Genomic DNA, 18,315 nt, shown 5'->3' with positions numbered 1-18,315 from the left:
TCCCGTCCTCAGCTAAAATTTTACCGGGCTTTGAGTTGCCAGAAAGCCACTGCGCTTGCTGCAGCAACATTCAGCGAGTCCACGTTATGGGACATGGGGATACGCGCGGTGTAATCACAGTGGGCAACCGTGTTTGGTGCCAGTCCATTACCTTCTGTACCCAGTATGATAGCAAGCTTTTCCTGGGCCATGAGCTGCGGATCGTCTATGCTGACAGCGGTATCACTTAAAGCCATGGCAACGGTCTTAAAGCCTAGCTTGCGCAGACTCTCCATACCCTGCTGCGGCCAATGAGAGGGCTCGCTGCCAATACGAGCCCATGGCACTTGAAAGATGGTCCCCATGCTCACCCTCACCCCACGCCGGCATAGTGGGTCACAGCATGAGGGAGTAAGCAACACGGCATCTATGCCTAGCGCCGCAGCCGAGCGAAAAATAGCACCGACGTTGGTAGAGTCCGCAATACCTTCAAGCACAGCCACTCGACTTGCACCTGCGCACGCCTCTTCTACACTGGGTAGGTGAGGACGCCGCATGGCACACAGCACACTGCGTGTCAGCTGAAAGCCAGTCAGTCCTGCGAGCAGGTTGCTATCGGCAGTATAGACGGGGATATCTCCGCAGCGGGTGATTATATCGTGGGCCTGCCCTGCAATGTATTTGCGCTCCATCAAAAGCGAAATAGGCTCGCATCCAGCGTCGAGGGCAAGTCCAATTACCTTGATACTCTCCGCAATAAAGATGCCCATTTCCGGCTCCATACGGTTGCGTAGCTGCGTTTCCGTCAGGCGAGCAAAGACATCCAAATTGGGCGATGAAAAGTCGCTTATTTCAAATATGTTTGACATCTTATCCCCCTATTAATCCCTGTCCATCTTTCAATTTGCCTTATAGATAGTCCATGGCTCTCCTTCAAGTCTTTCATATATGAGTTTCTTTGGTCTACTGGAAACATTTGTAGCTATAGAGTATAGTCAACCTTGCAATAATCTTTGATTTTTGACGAAATTGCCGCCATCCTAAGGCATATCCCACTTGCTTTTAAACAATCCGCTCTCCCCCTACCCCTGATATCTATTTGTAGTTTCTATAACCACTATCCGTTGAATAAGATTCTGAGAAGTATTTTCCTACTACTGCGAAGAAATACTTATAACTCATTTCGTCCGATCCATGGACGGCACGGCCTTTGCACGATATGTCGTAGAACGTCCAGGTATTCCCGACGCGCCCCAGCCACATGTATCATCCTCCAAGTGTCGGGAAAACCGTGTTCTCTGATGTGCCACGCCCCGCGAAGCCAGAGTCGGTCACGGATGACCGACCCTTAAATTTCTTCTTGTCCAGAATCCAAAACTCATGTAGCAAACTTCTTGACAATCGGTATAAACATAGTAAATTGATGTCTTGTACATCCTTTAGGTGTTGAGACATGCCCCATTCCATAGCGACTATGATAAGTCGGATCATTATTTTCATTAGCCATTTCGAAGCAACCACTCTCTTCAACCCATTTTTTCAAAGCAAAATAAGCTTTAGTCTTCTCCTGTTCTTCATCATATGAAGTAGTCACTGCATATAATCCTCCAGGAAAATCAAATACTTCGTACCCATTTGTATCTGTTAAATCTTCTGGAATTGCATATAACCATTCAGGTCGTCCTGTTATTTCATTGTTCCACCAAAAATCCTTTGGAAACAATAATCCTTTCTCTTTTGCGGCAATTGTAGGCCACCATTTGCCGAACTCCCAAATGTCTTTTTCTCCTGAACGAGCCATTCTGGCTGCAGGCAATTCAATAATCCTGTGTTCCATTTCACTTAATCCTCCAATTGCTAATGAGAAGGTGAATTGAGGACAAACTTTCAGTCTTATTCTTTTATTATTGCGAGCGACTGAGGGGGTCACACCAATTCTTTAAATGCACGCGTAAACGAAGAATGTGATTCGTAACAGTATCTTAAAGAAATATCAATGATTTTATCCGTACCATGCTGTACATCATATCCTGCTAAAGTCAATCTCCGTTTCATTATGTACTCAGATAAAGGTACTCCAATAATAAATGAAAACAGTCATGCATTCTAACGCACAAAACGTTTAAGGAATACCCTGACCCATATTATTCTAATGCGAAGTTTACTGCCCCTAGTGCATGAAGCAAAGTTGTATCAAATAACGGAACAGTTGAGTCCCCAGGTTTTACTAAGAGGCCAATTTCTGTACACCCTAGAATGATTCCATCTGCACCTTCTTCTATTAAATCTTCTATGATTCTTTTATATCTGACTCTTGATTCATCAACAATCTTTCCTAGGCATAGCTCATTATAAATTACTGTGTTTACTATTACCCTATCGATTTCCTTTGGAATCAAAACTTTTATACCCTTAGCCTCTAAACGGGATTTATAGAAATCTTGTTCCATAGTATATTTTGTCCCCAAGAGCCCAACTGTTTTAATTTCATTAGATAGAACTTGTTGAGCTGTAATATCTGCAATATGAAGTATTGGAATATTAATGCCTGCCTGGATCTGGTTTGCAACTTTGTGCATAGTATTCGTACAAATGACGATAAAATCTGCACCTGCTGACTCAAGACTATAAGCAGCGCCTGTTAAAATCTGAGCAGCCTTTTCCCATTCTCCATTTCTTTGGCAGATCTCTATTTCCTCGAAGTCTATGCTATAGAGAACACATTTGGCCGAATGCAAACCTCCAAGCCTTTGCTTAACTTCTTCATTAATAATGCGATAATATTCTGATGACGATTCCCAGCTCATTCCTCCGATTAAACCGATGGTTTTCATCTATTTCCTCCCCAAATAATTATTACTTAAGTCTGTCGTCTAACGTCTCGCGTATTCTGGCCCTTGAATTCCCGATATATCAACTATTAGACAAATTATTACTTGTACTTTCCATATACATTTGTCCAATTGTTTGCTATTTCGAGAAATCTGATATATCCGTATTCTCGAATGTAATAGGCCGCTTCCTTATATTTCTGATACTTATAACCCTTCTTATTATAAAAATCATTAATGGTAGAGCATTCAAGTAACTCAGAGCAATCAGCACAGGAATCAAGATCTTTCTTGATGCAACATACTTTTATCTTACATCTCGCTTTATCAATATTTCGCTCTCCATTATCGTATCCTAATTTACATCCTTTACATTGCTTATTCTTTATTATGGGGCAAGTGCCACAATACGCGCCACAACATCCGATCTCTTCAATTGACACGAAATGACACCTCCTAAAAAATCTGTAAAATCCTATTTGTACATTTAGCCGCCGGCCAATACCATATTATTAAACGGTTTTGCGTTACAATAAGCTGAATTAGTTGGGACCAGTCTGTCTCCTTTGACTGGATGCATGTCTGAATCACCATGAAATATTCATCTCTAAGAACTGTCTCCCTAAAATCCGCGACACGATGTCGCGGTCCGTGCAGGGAATTTCAGATAACGGCTATACCCTATCTTACCATTTTTTGCAAATGAAATCTGAAATGGAACTTCGCGGGTTCTCTCCTCAGACGGTTCGTCATTACCTTTGCCACCTAAGGCTTTTAGAGAAACATTTTGCCAAACCTGCTCCTTCAATCTCTCCCCATGAACTTAAAAAATATCTCCATCACCGTGTTCAGTCCGGGATCAGTTACAGCAATATCAATATCTCCTGCAATGCTTTCAAGCTCTTCTTCAATAAGGTTCTTCAGCTTAATTGGTCTGATGATGTAATTGTCCGCCCAAAACGTTTAAAAAAGTTTCCTTGTGTTCTTTCCCGAGATGAGATTCTTTCCATTATTGATCAGGTCCACTATCTGAAGCACAAAGCTATTCTCCTGACTACTTATTCTTCTGGCCTGCGTATTAGTGAAACGCTAAACCTCAAGGTCTCAGAGAATTGATTCCAAACAAATGCTGATTCGGGTCAATCAAGGTAGGGGGGAAAAGATCGTTTTACGATTCTTTCTCAGGAAAATCTCCGGGTTCTAAGGGCTTACTGGAAACTTTTCCACCCTGAGTATTTGCTTTTTCGGGATTTATTAAGGAAAAACCGCTTTCTGCAAGACATATTCAGCAGGCTTTACTGGTTTTAACGGCAGATCGGTTAGTTTTTCCTGGAAGGACTATAAAGATAAGGGGAATTGTGAAGATCCGACATTATGGGCTTCTTTCCAGCCGCAATATTGGTACGAAACTGCTCCGCTGCCGTCGGCTGGTTAGTAGTAAGATGCCGGCTTCTTTCTCCCGCCCAAAAGTCCGGTATTGTCCTTGTTGCGGCAGTTCCAATGTGAATTTTGGCTGGAAGTGCTTTCCTTCTGCCGTCACTTAAGTCATTTCAATTGCATAGTTTTTTTGCAAGGCCCGCTATGGGGAGGGGGAAGGCATGTCCATTTTGAGGCTAATCCCGGTTATTTTTGATTTTTTCCGGCTCGATGTATGTGATTTGTCCCTATTTTTATCTTTCAGCACTGGTTTGAATAGATTGAATTCCCATAATTCTCGCTTCCGTCGGCAGACGGTTTAGTACAACACGCGATTCATGATGTTCAGGTTTTTTGTTTATCGATTTTTTCTCAATTTACGCCATTGACTTTAAGTCTTGGCTTTTTCTTTTGTTCTGAACATCATAAATCGCTTACTGTTATGCGTAGTAGGATGCCCCGCGAAGCCGAAGACGCCATGGACGGCGTCTCCCCCAGATCTTTAAGAATGGGGATATTTAATAAAACAAAATTGCTTTAATCCGGTAACGTTGCCCGATATAGTTTTGACCAAATCAAATCCCAAATGTCTATACATTTCAATTTGATTCGAATTAACAGTCTCCAAGATTATTGGAATATTATTTTCTTTACAATAGTTAATAATTCGGTTAATCAATACCCTTGCGTTACCTTCACCTCTAGCTTCTGGTGCAACAGCAATTACATTTATATGATAAAAGTTCTTTTTTATAAATTGTTTTTGCCAGTTTAGATCAATATCCTTAGATACACTTTTAACGTTTTTTGCATATATTTCATAATCAGTTTTACTAATTTGGTGCCGCAATTTTGATGATGCCTGTATACTTAATATAAGTTGCTTCAACCATTTAGACTTCTTTTTTTCGTAACCAATTATCACTGAATTAATCTTATCATCTAGCAAATAAATATCTCTTGTTTTTTCAAATATGTCTAATTGCATCTGAAATAGCTTAATAAGAAATTCTTTCTCATTTGAAATTCCTTTTGTTTGTAAAACAGTTAAGGGATCATCAATAAAACACTCTGTCAGAAGCCTAGCAACTGGTTCAATTTGATTTTGAGTTATTCTTATCATTTCAACCTCCAAGTGACAATCTCTTAATACTAATCCGCACATGGATGTGCGGCCTTATGCATCCTATTAAATAATACCATTTGATATTTTGAAGGCATTGGAACCCACTAATCCTCTTCAAATATCTCTCTACCTATATAGAAATTATCTTGTTGCAAGTCATTGAACACCTCTTTCTTTTACATTCGGATCTGTATGACATACGTAGTATAATAATGTAATATTAGAAAAGCTAAAACTGATGTTACCAGAAAATTTATAAAAGTAAAATAATAATAGAATGTTGGGGGAGAATAGATTGATTTATACACTTGCGTTATCAAAAGAATCACAATTGCTTCAGAATCTGACCCTGGAACAATTGACAGGGAACAATATTAGCTGGTACTGGGTAGATTTTGAGTCACCAGATCAAGAAGAAGCCCAGTTATTAAGTGATCACTTCAAATTTCATCCTTTGGCTATAGAGGATTGCCTGGAAAATTTGGAACGTCCTAAAGTCGATTATTACGATACCTATACTTTCTTTATCTTTCAAGCTTTGGGCCAGAACACACTTGATCCGGTAGAAATTGACTTGTTTGTTGGCGAGAATTATATTGTAACCTTTCATAAATCCAAACTGGAGGAGATAAGCAGTGTCCGTCAAAAAATTACCGACAATGAGAATATCCGGACAGAAGGACCAACTTATCTTGCCTATTTAATTCTTGATAAGATCGTAGACAGGCTTTTTCCGGCTGTATACAGCATTGAGGACTATTTAAACGAAATTGATATAAGGTCCGGAGACAGGAAGTTCAGTAATTTGATTGATCAAGTATTTGATCTCCGGGCAGATCTCCTGAAACTCAGGCATATTGTAAACTCCACCAAGGAGTTGCTTTATAGAATGCTTAATTCCGATCATCTAAAAGATTTCAAAAAAAATAAGCGCGATTTTAATGACATCTATGACCATCTCTTGCAGCTTGCAGACACGGTAGAGTCAAGCCGAGAAGTCACTAAGGACATTCGGGACAGCTATCTATCCATCAACTCTCACCGTATGAATAAAATCATGACGATTCTTACAATTATCACGTCCATTTTCATCCCTTTAACTTTTATTGTCGGGATATATGGAATGAACTTCGACTATATGCCGGAATTACGATGGCGTTACGGGTATTTTTATGTTTTAGGTATTATGGCGTTTATCGGTATTTCTATGCTTCTTTGGTTTAAACGCAAGGGCTGGTTTAATATGAAAAAGTAACATTGAAATAATCCAAAAAAAATGAAAGCTTTAAAGCAAACCCTGATAAGCTATATGTCGACTAACGGTTCGCGAATTTGCGACGCGTCTCCAATTGCATTCATATTGGCTAAGTGTCGAAAACACGCTGTTATGTAAAGTCAGACGCCCCTATACTGAGAGCCGCCTCGGATGGCGGCCCTTGAATTACAACTTTGTCAGAAATTCTTCAAGTGTTATTCCTGCTTGTTCTAGGATGCTCTGTAACGTACCCCGTGCAACTTCGTAGTGATTAGGGACGATGACAGTTTTCACAATCAAACCATCCCTTCGGAGTTTAATATGACTCCCCTTCTGAGAAACTACTCTGAAACCAAACTCGTTTAAGGCTTTAATGATCTCATCTGGTTTAAGAACAGGATACTTCGAACCCATTAAACAGTTACCTCCAATGTGGTAACAAATGTCTGTCTTGGTTCCACAATATCAGAGGGCACATCTTCATAATATAATTCTAGCGCTTCTTTAAGATTAGCAATAGCTTCTTCTACTGTCTTTCCCTGCGAAGCCACATTATTCTCCAGACACTTTGCAACATACCAGTTATCATCTTGCTGAACAATGGCCGTTACTTTATGAACCAAGTTAATCACTCTCCCATACAGACTGTATATCTAATTTTACCATAAATAATTGCAGAAGTGTCCTATATTTGCAAATTTGGCCTCTATTGTAACTATTCCGATAAGTTACCAGTATAATACATTATCTTAAGGGTAAGGAGGGATAAATGTGTTTAAGTATATTAATGGGTTATTATACCCTGTCGAGGTTAGCTGCCCTGATCCAGGATTTGGTCAAGTGATGTTTGAACATTATGGCGGTAAGGATAGTGAATTCTCTGCAGCCACCCAATACATGAATCACCGCAGTAACATGCCCAATCCATATATAAGGGAGCTGTTAGGCATGATTGAACCGCTCCCCGTCAAGTAGACAATTAAAAAAATAAAACTCTGCTGCCAGTAGGTATAACCTGCTGGCAGTTTTATGCTGCTTGTAAATAACTTTCGTGTTTCTCCAAAGGTGTTAATACACCAAGATTCCTCTGTAATCGTTTGTTGTTATAGTAATCGATATATTCCTCAATCATTTCTACTACAGAGTCTCTGCTGGTAAATCTTTTTCCGTAATAGCGTTCTCGTTTAATAATCCCCCAAAAGCCTTCCATTGGGCCATTATCAATACATTTGGCTATTCTTGACATACTTTGGGTCATTCCAGCTGCTTCAAGCTTCGCATGAAATGCTCTGTTCGTATATTGGAATCCCCTGTCACTATGAAAGATTGGATGTGCGTCCGGATTAGCTTCAATGGCAGCATCAAATGTATCGAATACCAGCGCGTTATTATTAGAATCACGTATAATATATGAAACTATTCGTCTATCGTATAAATCTAATATTGCACTAAGATATAGTTTGTGCTTTATTATTCCAACGTAATACTTGAATTCTGTTACATCTGTAAGCCATTTTTCATTTGGAGCTCCAGAGGTGAATTCTCTATTTAGTATGTTTTCTGCTATATACTGTGGATTGGCTGCCTGTCGTGTACACCCATTGTTTGAATACTTAATGGTGGATTTTATATCTAACTTACGACAAATGCGTAAAACTCGCTTGTCATTCGCTTTTATATTATGATACCGCTCAAGATCATCCTTGATTCTTCTATACCCTTTATCTGGGCTTTCCTCATGAATTCTTTCAATCTCATCAGCGATACGAAGATTTTCTGCTTCGCTTTCAGGTATTTCTCTATGCAGCCACTTATAATATGCTGCTCGTGATACCTTTCCAAACTTACATAGGGTGCTGATCGGATAATTATGTTCTTGGTTTTCTTCTTTTATAGCCTGATATATAAATTCATGGCGAACCAGGCTTAGTCCCGCCTCCTCTCTATCCCCTCGAGTTTTTTTAAGAAAGATGCCTCCATTTCGGCCTGTTCTTTTTCTGCTCTTAAAATCTTATTTTCAGCTCTCAGCTTTTCTAATTCACTCATCTTATCCTGAGACTTTCGCTTCCCCCGATTGTCTCTTAATGCTTCAACCCCATAGACTTCATATTTAACAGTATAGTTACGCACCTGCTGATAGGATACTTGATGTTTTTCAGATGTTTCTGCGTAATTATGATCATGTGCAATGCAATACCGCACGATTTCAACGCGTTCATCGAAAGTGGTTTTTCTTCCTTTGGTCATGATGGTACTTCCTCCTGTTCCAGAAGACCTTAGTTCTTCATGACCATTATACTGTTTTATCCAGCGTTGTAACTTACCTTTTGATCGAATTCCATACTTTTTACAAATATCAGTTTGAGAGCCCAAACCAGCTAAATAATCTTCAACAGCTTGTATCTTAAGTACTTTTGTGTATTTTTTAGTTCCTTTCATTAAGAAAACATCGGCTCCCATGGACTCATAATTAAAAATCCATTGTTGAACAGATGCTAAACTTACATTAAGATCACGGGCAATCTGATTTTGGCTAGTTTTTCCATCTAGATACCGTAATACAGCAGTTAACTTCTCGTTGCCAGATATCTTTCTCTTTGACATAAAATATACTCCCCTCTAAGCAACAAGTTTTTATTATTTCACTTGTCTACCTAGAAGGGAGCATATCACGAACGATGACGAAACGATGACGTTCGGTGTGCAACAGCCTCTCTCTGTTCAAAATAACTCTTTGATTACTATTTTGCCCATCGCTCAACACTGGCATAAAACTCGCACATTTCCAGTGGTTTCATCAAAAAATCATCCATCCCCGCGTTCAGACAGCTTTCTCTGGCTTCTTGAGACACATCTGCCGTCATGGCGATAATCGGTATGCGAATCCCCTTCTGACTTTCCAGTTGCCGAATAGCCTGCGTTGTTTGATAACCGTCCAATCCCGGCATCTGACAATCCATAAAGATGACAGCGCAATCGTACTTCTGATACGCATCAAGCGCAGCAAAACCGTCCTCAGCCATAACCACTTTCCAGTTTTTTCGCTGTGCGAATTTTTCAATGGCCATCCGAATAATCCGATCATCTTCCACTATAAGAAGCCATTTTTCCATCGTCTTCCTCCATGCATTGCATATTTATTATAACGCCAAGACTAATTATTACACTAGTAAATAATCGTTAATCTTTGGCAAAAAGCAGCCCTTCTGTCAATGATTTATAGATTTCGTTATTCGTATTTTACAGCTGACAATAAATGGGTTCGTTTCCGTACTCTGACGGGATAAGCAAAAAAAGCTGAGATACCGTTATATTCTCAGCATATATATGATATTCAGCCATTTAATAAGATTGTGAATTATTAGAAGCAGGGTTGATGATGCGGCGGAGGTTGAGGCGGTTTAGGGTGTTCTAATTTTTTGAGCTCGTTCAGGATACATAGCAGCAACCAGATGATAATAGCCAATTCGATTGCAACGACTGATAAGAAAAATGAAACAGCGAAAATCATTTGCTTACACCTCTCTCAGTTAATTTTACCATTATATGGTATGTCGTTCATATCGAATTTGCTTGCAAATTGAAGCCATGATAGACCGGATTTATTAAAATGACCGACAACGATTCTTTCGGTATCGCTATCGGTCTCTAGATATTTTGAGAACGGTTTACTAGAAACTCGGGAAACGAAAGTGTCCGGTTATTGCTGACGGCCAACTGAGCAATCGATCCACTTCGCTGGCTGTCGGTCCGGCGTTATGCAGAATATAGGGTACACCATCCGGGCGGCGCTTATCTGAAATAATGGCAATGTGCTCAAAGGGATAATCAAACGTGACAATATCCCCTGCCTGCCATTGACTAAGATTCTCTGCATCCCCGGCTTTTATCTCCGTGGTCAGTTCCCCACCCTGCCTGCGCAGGAACACATAGATGTTTGAAACACGCCGGAAATCAATATTTGGATCGGGGTTCCCATCAATTCGAGGATACTCAGATAGATTCTCGCGAATATCTTTATCCATCATGTCCTTCAGATTATAGCCCGCATGTTGAAATGCCCGCCACACCACATCCGTGCAAACGCCTTCAGTATCAGGCGGATATCCCCCTTGATAATATGCACTCTTATATTGGGGTTTACGCTTCACTTCTTCTTTCGCCCCTGCAACGATGTCTCTCAGATCGTCCAGCCCGTCACCATCCTGATCACTGGGGCAATCGATCTGTGTAATATGAACGGGGTTATGACTAGGCGAATATTGGATTGCCAGAATGGCAGCACCGATAATCACAATGCTTATCAGAATTAATTTTTTCATGAAAGATTTTCCTCATTAACACGTGCTAAAACAGAGTAGCACAAGAATTCTCATCACCAGACCGCACAAGATGAAACTTCAATACGAATTTACGTCTATGCATATTGTACCATATTTTAGAAATTACGGTGATTGACACGTGAATTACAATGGCCTAAATCTGTCAATTAATTCTTTGAGATTTATAGCAATGGATATGCTGTGTCAAAATGAATTTCGGTTCCTAATTTAAGAACGCGATACCGTCCCCCTGTTAAGACGAAAGGATATATGTTAAACTATTAACGAATATTATCAACCGGCGTTTATCTGTCGGTGCATTTTATATTTCATGTCAATTATAATAATTAAGGAGGGTCTACTATGGTTTCCGGAAGTAATGCTTATCCTCAGTATTTTTTAAAGTGTAAAGATTGCAGTATTGAATTTTCTCTCAGTGATAGTGAAGAAAACATTAAGCTAGCGCAATGCACCGCATGTGGCAGCAACAATGTCGAAGTGCTTTATATGTCTTTCGGTTCCGATGGCCCAGGTTTCCAAAAAGACTATGCTAATCCTTCAACACCGTGTACTGGCAACCCCGATAGCTGTTTCGAATGCAGCAGTGATAACTGCAGCAAGGATAGCATACAATAGTAAGACGCTAGGTCATATTCAGAAATAATATGTCTTTAAGAATTGAAACCATGAACGCGTTATCACGAGCTTCATGGTTTTTTATTTCTTTTAGCATGTCACCAGCAATAAATGATAGTATTAATCAATTTAATCAAATTCACCAACAAACCGCACTTCTGTTTCCAGATTTACTCCAAAACGTCTTTTAACTTCATATTGAATGTGCCGGATTAGTGCCTGTATATCGCTCGTCGAAGCTTGACCCACATTAACAATGAAACCGGCATGCTGGGTAGAGACCTGTGCCCCACCGATCTGGTACCCTTTTAAGTTGGACTCTTCGATTAATTTTCCGGTATAATATCCGGCCGGTCGTTTAAAGACGCTTCCGGCACTTGGCAAGGCCAAGGGCTGGGATTGTTCCCGTTTGTGATTCAATTCGTCCATTGTCTGTTTAATAACGTCTTTGTGTCCTTTTACCAGTTTAAACGTGGCACCTAAGACAATATCTCCGTTTGTTTGCATGATGCTGGTTCGATAGCCGAGTGCCAAATCCTCCGCTTCTCGGCTTAGAAATTTCCCCTCCCGGGTCAGGACGAGAATAGCGTGCACAACGTTTTTGATCTCTCCGCCGTAGGCACCGGCATTCATAAATACGCCGCCGCCGATGCTTCCGGGTATGCCGCAGGCAAACTCCAATCCGGAAAGACCGTTTTCTTGTGCCACTTCCGCCACATCGGTAAGCAGTGCCCCCGCTTCGGCCTCAAGTATCTCATTATGAACCGTGCATCGGCTTAAGCGTTTCCCGAGTTTGATCACGACGCCCCTTAAGCCCTTGTCACTCACAATAATATTGCTGCCTTGTCCAATAACCATAAACGGGATGTTTTCCTTTAATATGTATCCAATCAGTTGTTGCAGTTCCGGCATATTTCCGGGTTCGATTAAACAATCGGCGTTTCCCCCGGTTTTAAACGTTGTGTGCTTTTTCATATCTTCATTTAAATGAACCACGGTGTCTGCAAAGTTCATCTGAATTAAGGCGGCAAGCTTCTCGATTTTACTCATTTCATTATCCTCCATCCGTTTATCCCCTATCATCATACATCAAACAGCTTGTCGACTTAAAGATACTATCCTGCAAATTATCACGGATATTTGCGACTGACACCTACACGTGAGACATCAATCTTCGTCTTCAGTGATCTCTTCGATGGCCACGATCTCATCGATATTGACGCTATCGCCGTCCGTCAGCGTAATTGAATCGAACGATTTTAACTCACCTATAAAACTTTGCTCGATTGCTTGGACATCCTTATCAGTAAGACGGGCTTGACCTAAGAAACGTTCATCCGATGCAGCCACTGTATAAACAGCATATAACTTTGCCAAACAACTCACCCTTTCTCCCTAACTAGTAGATAGCTTCCTATAGTATTTCACATTTACAGCACAAAATAACAGGACGATCCCACTTAAGGGACGCCATAGCCCGGCGTCCCTTAAAATAAATAAGAAACCAACGCGACGGAGCGGAAATTTACTGCTTATGTTCGATTTCAATAACACATTCATTTTTGATTTTCCCAACCAGGAACTGTAAAGCATCGATAACATGGGGCCGTATATCGCCGCCGATGAGAACTACCATAATATCGTCGCCAAGTTCGAGCTGGCCTTCATTCAGCCAGACTCTGACATGAAAGATACCGTCCATCTTATAGGTCTCCGCAATGACAGCATCCACCTTCGCGGCATCATAACTAAATTCCATTCCTTTAACGGTCGAACCATCATCAATGCCTTGGCGTACTTTGACTTTAGGTGTTTGGCGTACAACCCCATTATGGACTAAATACATACCTTCTTGTAAGGCGGCCGGATCTGCTTTTGCTTCTTTTAGCCATTGATCAATGGATGGCGGTTGTTTTTTCATAATTCCATTTCCTCCTCGGTGATTTAGGTTAATAGCATAAGGAACATATTATATTCATAATCCCTTTGCATTTTATATTAGTGACGGTAAACCAACGGTTGATATTCTTAGCATGAGGTTGTCATACACTAAATTTAACCGCCGTGCCATATACCATGACCTCTGCAGCTCCCTGCATAACGGCGGCCGAGGCATATCGAATATTAATGACTGCGTCAGCCTGCAACTTTTCTGCTTCAGCGACCATACGTTTTGTCGCAAGTGCTCGCGCATCATCCATCATTTCCGTATAAGCTTTTAATTCACCACCGACTAGCGTTTTAAAACCTTGCGTGATATCACGACCGATGTTTCTTGACTGAATCGTACTGCCCTTGACAATCCCAAGTATTTCAAGTGTTTTTCCTGTGATGTAATCAGTATTGACTAAGATCATCTTCCTCACCGCTCCTTATTTCTTTGATTCGTTCCACCAAAACAAATATGCTAACTCCCGCTAATATTATAGGAATCAAAGCGCCTAATATTTTGGCCAGCAATGGGATACCTGCTACAAAGATACAGACGAATGCATAACCTATAAAATACAAGACAATCAAGGTTGTAATCACAATTGGAGCGATCATTTTCTTTTTGTACATATACTTACTCCTAGATACCAGCGAGTGGAAATAAAACTATTTATTTATATTATACATTATTACTTATTATCCTTCAAAAAGGTACTTTCAATCCTTACTTACGATATAAGCCAATTATTTGAAATGTATACTCTTTATACCGTAAAACGCGATTAAAAATCGGTGGCATTTAGTAAGCTCATGATGTAAATTCCGGAATTCCATGCTCGCATGGGACATCGACATGACACTTGCCGCAACCATAACGAACCCGTTGATTTGGTCCGTGCGGAGGTAAAATCGTTGTATCAACATACGGCCCGCAGACCAAATGATCTTTAGCGTTTTCAATGCCCTTACGTATATCGATGGCTTGAACCGGACAATTCTTCTGGCATTTCCCGCATAAGGTGCAGTAGTCATACACGCCCGTATAACCGCGTCGGGTTACCGGCAGCTCGCAGGATGTGATGATGCTTCCAAAACGACCGGCTGTCCCTTTTCGGGTAATCAGTCCTTTGGAAAGTCCAAAAGTACCTAAGCCGCAGATGTAGGCGACATGTCTCTCGGACCAATTCGATATATATGGCTGAAGCATTTTAAAGCGCGCATCGGTTGTTGGGAATGCGGCAGAATAGCCTTCACCGGTCAAAAGACGGCAGATATGCTCTCCTAAGATAGCCAGCATTTTTTGTCCTTCAATACGGGCATGCAGCCATTCATCGGAAGCGGATGTGCAGGGTTGACGATTGGATACTCTAACCGTGTCTGTAAACGGGAGAAAATAGGAGATCACACTCTTGGCATCACTGACCCAGTCATGCGGGAGCATAAAGCCAGGATGAACGATAGACTGAAGACGCTGAAATAACGGGTCGGATGCATCGCCAAAGGCAAATATAGGATCGTCAAATATCCGCATCCCCGCGAGATCTTCACGAATAGCATCTTCATCCTGAATATAATTATCGTTGCAGGTGGATAAATAATCCGTTGCGTGGCCGATCAGCATTTCTGTGTTCAACATTTCTACTCCCCTCTTTATCCAAGATTATAACATAATTACATCAAGTTTAGCTCCATATGAATTGGTAAGCAAAAACGGCCCAGGGCCGTTTTTTTTATTCACTTTATTGTCATTTGCTTCAAGTACACCCAAGCGCTCACGTCTGTTCCTTTAACCATTGTTGGCAGATTTTCACGCCATCCGCAGCATTAGCCGCAAAAGCGTCTGCCCCAATTATTTTACATGCTTCCGCTGTTACAGGAGCACCGCCAATAATAATTTTGACATTATCTCTTAATCCCGCCTCTTCCAAAGCCTGAACGGTTTTCTTCATTGAATCCAGCGCGAGGGTCAGTATGCCGCTCATACCGACAATTTTAGGCTGTATTGCTTTTACCTTCTTGACGAATTCACTGGCAGGCTGATCGATCCCAATATCAACAACTTGAAATCCGACTGCCTCCGCGATGTTTTTAAAAATATGTTTGCCTATATCGTGCAAATCGCCTTCAACGGTACCCACAAGGATCGTACACGTATTATCGGGCAGGTTCTTAAAGCTTGCTTTGAGCATTTCAATAACATCCGTTAACAAATCCCCTGCAAACAGAAGATCGCCAACAAAATAATCGCCATTTTCGTACCGATCGCCGACGATGGTCATAGCCTCCTGGCATGCATTGAGCAGTTGATCCGCCTCTTCGGATGACAGTGTGCCCTTGAATAAATTTCTGACTATCGTTAAGGTTTTTTCTTCGTCAAGATCTCCCATTGCCTGGACCAATGCATTCCAATCAATCACGTCTTTGTCCTCCATCGTCTTAAGCATATTATTATGTTCTATATTATTACAGAAATCCGCTTTATATCCAAGTATCTGTAAATATATTACCATTGTTTCGATATTTGCTCAATCATTACGACAAACAATTCGGTCATTTGCAATTGAGCATTATTGGATTTTCAGAGTGTTTTTTCTATACATATCACCAATTTTACAGAATCAAATATATTACGTATATAGAAGGCAATTTATTCCAACGCATAAAACATCTCTTTTAAGCCAACAAACTACCCTTCATTTGGAGGTATATCTATGGACACATTAAAATGCATTTCCAATGTATTTCGTTCAGCCGATGTCATTCCTATTGATGACAACTCAAAATTGATATTAATGAGCGACGTCCACCGGGGTGACGGGAGCTGGGCGGATGATCTCTATCGGAATGAAAACGTGTATTATGCCGCTTTGACGCATTATTTTAATGAAGGTTATACCTATATTGAACTGGGTGACGGCGATGAACTCTGGAAAAATAAGAAAATGGCAGAGATCGTTCCTGTCCATCTCAAAACGTTTAAGCTGCTTACCCAATTTTATCATTCGGGACGCCTGTATTTCATCTACGGCAACCATGACATGGTCAAAAGCCATCCAAACTTTGTCCAAAAAAACATGGTTCAGTATGTGGATGAGCACTCACAAAAAATAACCCCTTTGTTTGAGAATATTAAGATTCATGAGGGTTTGGTTCTTAATCATACGCGTCTGGAGCAAAAGATCTTCCTGATCCATGGCCATCAGGCCAGTAATTTAGATTACGATTTTTGGGCATTACGGCGTTGGCTTGTCCGATATGTATGGAAACATCTGGAATCGCTGGGATTCAATGACCCTACCAGTACCGCAATAAACTATCGTAAAAAAGTATCCATCGAAGAGAAGCTGACAGAATGGACGATACTGGAAAAGCAAATGCTCATTGCCGGCCATACCCATCGGCCGATGTTCCCGCAGGTCGGGGAACCGCCGTATTTCAACGATGGCAGCTGTGTTCATCCCTACTCGATAACCGGAATTGAAATTGCCGACAGCAAACTGACCCTGGTCAAATGGGAGATTAATACCCGCACTGACGGCACCTTATTTATTGACAGAGAAGTCTTAGCCGGACCGCAAAGACTCAAAGACTACTTCGACTCGCTATATAAAAGTCAATTGAACGATTAGCCGCGTCGATCCATTTCAATGCCCAGAATTTTGTTGAGTTGCTTGAGGTTGATTTGGGTTGGGAAGCCTTCGTCACTCCAATGGTTTTTGCAGCCGCAATAATCGAGTAACACACATTGGGCAGCAACTCCCATTTTCTTGAGCATCCAGCCGCCGGAGATCAGATTGAGTACGCACGCAATACCAACTACACCTGCCCCATTCTGGAGGAGTGCGTTTTGATCATCGCGCCCTGCCGAAAGAGATGATTCATGCGGTATGATATAGACTTCAAACCCATGTTCATCGCCCATTTTGCTGATTTGTTGGACGTAACATTCTGCGACACATCGTTTGCAGCGAAATGATTCCGCTTTGCACTTTGATTGCGGCAAAAGGCGCATACAGGCCGGCAGGACAACGACCTTTTTTTCCGTGTGGCAAAAAGCATCCCGAAATGCCCGATTCATGACCTCCGCCCCAACCATATTCATATGGTATTCAACCCGACGCCTTCCGCAGAAAATAACATCCTCACGCCAGTATCTCTTAGGCCGGAGTTCATTTAAATAACGCTCGACGTTCCCTGTATATCTTCCAATCTGCTGTTCACTGCGTACGCTAAACCACATGGCCAGCGTGATCGCTGTGGCCAATAGCTCGGAGACCGCTTGGGGTGGTAAGGTCTCTAAGTAGCTATACCAGCGACGAAGCTGCATCACCTCATATTTAAACTCACCCGTTGCCTCCAGCCATGCCATCAGTTTATCCATATTCATCAGGTTGGGATCAAGTGTGAATAAATGATCGTATAAATCCGGTGAGAGAAAGAGAGTAGACAAAACTCCGCGCATAAAATCGATGCTTGGTTTTAAGCTGTTGGCTTGCTCACGCATTTCCGAAAGCAGGGTCAGCATTTGCTTTGGGGCAGCATCAAGCGCCTTGGCATCACCGCTATAGACCTTCCATAATATGCCTAATACGAGGAACTCGAAACGCATCTCGTCAACAGCGAGTTCATGAACCAATCCGGATTGCTTCATATAATCGCGATAACCCAGAATATGCTTTGAGGCCAGGCCGTCAATTTCTGCTAATATTTCATCGGTAAAAGTCGCCACGTCCGTGTAAAATTGGTCCGAGTCAGCATCTTCTCCCCTTAGCGAATAAGTTATTACATACACAAGTCTTTCCCCCAGTAAACGCGTTC

At 41.3% G+C, this 18,315-nt stretch carries 24 protein-coding genes; 5 read left to right on the top strand and 19 right to left on the bottom strand.

Annotated features, from left to right (window positions below):
• Positions 1-20: 20 nt before the first annotated feature.
• From LPY66_RS11215 to LPY66_RS11200, 4 genes are all read right to left on the bottom strand, one after another.
• On the bottom strand, positions 21-848 hold the full coding sequence (locus LPY66_RS11215; protein ID WP_337984424.1) for a TrmH family RNA methyltransferase: 828 nt from the start codon (positions 846-848) through the stop codon (positions 21-23).
• Between the two features lie 509 nt (positions 849-1,357).
• The gene (locus tag LPY66_RS11210; RefSeq protein ID WP_337984423.1) at positions 1,358-1,816 is read right to left on the bottom strand and encodes a GyrI-like domain-containing protein; all 459 of its coding nucleotides are present in this window, start codon (positions 1,814-1,816) and stop codon (positions 1,358-1,360) included.
• Positions 1,817-2,123: 307 nt separating this feature from the next.
• Entirely contained in the window at positions 2,124-2,813 is a 690-nt protein-coding gene (locus LPY66_RS11205; RefSeq protein WP_337984422.1) for an aspartate/glutamate racemase family protein, read from the bottom strand.
• Positions 2,814-2,911: 98 nt separating this feature from the next.
• A complete protein-coding gene (locus LPY66_RS11200) occupies positions 2,912-3,253 on the bottom strand; it encodes a DUF3795 domain-containing protein (RefSeq protein WP_337984421.1) in 342 nt (113 codons plus the stop codon).
• A 259-nt stretch (positions 3,254-3,512) separates the two neighbouring features.
• Between LPY66_RS11200 and LPY66_RS11195 the strand changes: the two genes are divergently transcribed.
• Positions 3,513-3,926, top strand: a complete 414-nt coding sequence (locus LPY66_RS11195; RefSeq protein WP_337984420.1) for a tyrosine-type recombinase/integrase — start codon at positions 3,513-3,515, stop codon at positions 3,924-3,926.
• Positions 3,927-4,728: 802 nt separating this feature from the next.
• On the opposite strand, the gene LPY66_RS11190 is transcribed toward LPY66_RS11195, so the two are convergent.
• Entirely contained in the window at positions 4,729-5,349 is a 621-nt protein-coding gene (locus LPY66_RS11190; protein ID WP_337984419.1) for a GNAT family N-acetyltransferase, read from the bottom strand.
• A gap of 298 nt (positions 5,350-5,647) precedes the next feature.
• On the opposite strand from LPY66_RS11190, the gene corA reads away from it, so the two are divergent.
• Positions 5,648-6,607, top strand: a complete 960-nt coding sequence (corA, locus tag LPY66_RS11185) for a magnesium/cobalt transporter CorA (RefSeq protein WP_337984418.1) — start codon at positions 5,648-5,650, stop codon at positions 6,605-6,607.
• Between the two features lie 186 nt (positions 6,608-6,793).
• Here corA and LPY66_RS11180 read toward each other — a convergent pair whose 3' ends face one another.
• Both LPY66_RS11180 and LPY66_RS11175 read right to left on the bottom strand, forming a co-directional pair.
• The gene (locus LPY66_RS11180) at positions 6,794-7,021 is read right to left on the bottom strand and encodes a type II toxin-antitoxin system HicA family toxin (protein WP_337984417.1); all 228 of its coding nucleotides are present in this window, start codon (positions 7,019-7,021) and stop codon (positions 6,794-6,796) included.
• Positions 7,021-7,239, bottom strand: a complete 219-nt coding sequence (locus LPY66_RS11175) for a type II toxin-antitoxin system HicB family antitoxin (protein WP_337984416.1) — start codon at positions 7,237-7,239, stop codon at positions 7,021-7,023. Before LPY66_RS11175 ends, LPY66_RS11180 begins: the two co-directional genes overlap by 1 nt.
• Before the next feature lie 139 nt (positions 7,240-7,378).
• Between LPY66_RS11175 and LPY66_RS11170 the strand changes: the two genes are divergently transcribed.
• A complete protein-coding gene (locus LPY66_RS11170) occupies positions 7,379-7,582 on the top strand; it encodes a manganese catalase family protein (RefSeq protein ID WP_337984415.1) in 204 nt (67 codons plus the stop codon).
• Positions 7,583-7,634: 52 nt separating this feature from the next.
• On the opposite strand, the gene LPY66_RS11165 is transcribed toward LPY66_RS11170, so the two are convergent.
• The 4 genes from LPY66_RS11165 to LPY66_RS11150 all read right to left on the bottom strand — a co-directional run bounded on the left by LPY66_RS11165 (position 7,635) and on the right by LPY66_RS11150 (position 10,929).
• On the bottom strand, positions 7,635-8,513 hold the full coding sequence (locus LPY66_RS11165) for an IS3 family transposase (RefSeq protein WP_337988035.1): 879 nt from the start codon (positions 8,511-8,513) through the stop codon (positions 7,635-7,637).
• A 20-nt stretch (positions 8,514-8,533) separates the two neighbouring features.
• On the bottom strand, positions 8,534-9,211 hold the full coding sequence (locus LPY66_RS11160; protein WP_337984414.1) for a helix-turn-helix domain-containing protein: 678 nt from the start codon (positions 9,209-9,211) through the stop codon (positions 8,534-8,536).
• A gap of 137 nt (positions 9,212-9,348) precedes the next feature.
• Positions 9,349-9,720, bottom strand: coding sequence for a response regulator (locus LPY66_RS11155; protein WP_337984413.1), 372 nt, complete (start codon positions 9,718-9,720; stop codon positions 9,349-9,351).
• 558 nt (positions 9,721-10,278) lie between these two features.
• A complete protein-coding gene (locus LPY66_RS11150; protein WP_337984412.1) occupies positions 10,279-10,929 on the bottom strand; it encodes a DUF1287 domain-containing protein in 651 nt (216 codons plus the stop codon).
• Between the two features lie 363 nt (positions 10,930-11,292).
• On the opposite strand from LPY66_RS11150, the gene LPY66_RS11145 reads away from it, so the two are divergent.
• Entirely contained in the window at positions 11,293-11,565 is a 273-nt protein-coding gene (locus tag LPY66_RS11145; protein ID WP_337984411.1) for a hypothetical protein, read from the top strand.
• A 129-nt stretch (positions 11,566-11,694) separates the two neighbouring features.
• Here LPY66_RS11145 and murB read toward each other — a convergent pair whose 3' ends face one another.
• The 7 genes from murB to LPY66_RS11110 form a co-directional block, all read right to left on the bottom strand.
• Entirely contained in the window at positions 11,695-12,615 is a 921-nt protein-coding gene (murB, locus tag LPY66_RS11140) for a UDP-N-acetylmuramate dehydrogenase (protein ID WP_337984410.1), read from the bottom strand.
• Between the two features lie 117 nt (positions 12,616-12,732).
• Positions 12,733-12,951, bottom strand: a complete 219-nt coding sequence (locus tag LPY66_RS11135) for a hypothetical protein (protein ID WP_337984409.1) — start codon at positions 12,949-12,951, stop codon at positions 12,733-12,735.
• A gap of 139 nt (positions 12,952-13,090) precedes the next feature.
• Complete coding sequence (locus LPY66_RS11130) at positions 13,091-13,486, bottom strand: molybdenum cofactor biosynthesis protein MoaE (RefSeq protein WP_337984408.1); 396 nt, start codon at positions 13,484-13,486, stop codon at positions 13,091-13,093.
• A 121-nt stretch (positions 13,487-13,607) separates the two neighbouring features.
• Positions 13,608-13,922, bottom strand: a complete 315-nt coding sequence (locus LPY66_RS11125) for a YbjQ family protein (RefSeq protein ID WP_337984407.1) — start codon at positions 13,920-13,922, stop codon at positions 13,608-13,610.
• Positions 13,903-14,127, bottom strand: a complete 225-nt coding sequence (locus LPY66_RS11120) for a hypothetical protein (RefSeq protein WP_337984406.1) — start codon at positions 14,125-14,127, stop codon at positions 13,903-13,905. The genes LPY66_RS11125 and LPY66_RS11120 overlap by 20 nt, the downstream gene beginning before the upstream one ends.
• A gap of 178 nt (positions 14,128-14,305) precedes the next feature.
• Positions 14,306-15,133, bottom strand: coding sequence for a 4Fe-4S binding protein (locus tag LPY66_RS11115; RefSeq protein ID WP_337984405.1), 828 nt, complete (start codon positions 15,131-15,133; stop codon positions 14,306-14,308).
• A gap of 136 nt (positions 15,134-15,269) precedes the next feature.
• Positions 15,270-15,914, bottom strand: a complete 645-nt coding sequence (locus tag LPY66_RS11110; RefSeq protein ID WP_337984404.1) for a cobalamin B12-binding domain-containing protein — start codon at positions 15,912-15,914, stop codon at positions 15,270-15,272.
• 294 nt (positions 15,915-16,208) lie between these two features.
• Here LPY66_RS11110 and LPY66_RS11105 point away from each other — a divergent pair, with 294 nt between their 5' ends.
• On the top strand, positions 16,209-17,126 hold the full coding sequence (locus LPY66_RS11105) for a metallophosphoesterase (protein WP_337984403.1): 918 nt from the start codon (positions 16,209-16,211) through the stop codon (positions 17,124-17,126).
• Here the strand turns inward: LPY66_RS11105 and LPY66_RS11100 are convergent.
• Positions 17,123-18,289, bottom strand: a complete 1,167-nt coding sequence (locus LPY66_RS11100) for a DUF116 domain-containing protein (RefSeq protein WP_337984402.1) — start codon at positions 18,287-18,289, stop codon at positions 17,123-17,125. The two genes, LPY66_RS11105 and LPY66_RS11100, sit on opposite strands and share 4 nt — an antisense overlap.
• Between the last annotated feature and the right edge of the window lie 26 nt (positions 18,290-18,315).

It is taken from the genome of Dehalobacter sp. DCM, assembly GCF_024972775.1.
Taxonomy (GTDB): domain Bacteria; phylum Bacillota; class Desulfitobacteriia; order Desulfitobacteriales; family Syntrophobotulaceae; genus Dehalobacter.
Note: the sequence above shows the minus strand (reverse complement) of the source record. Positions and strands in the feature narration are given on the sequence as shown.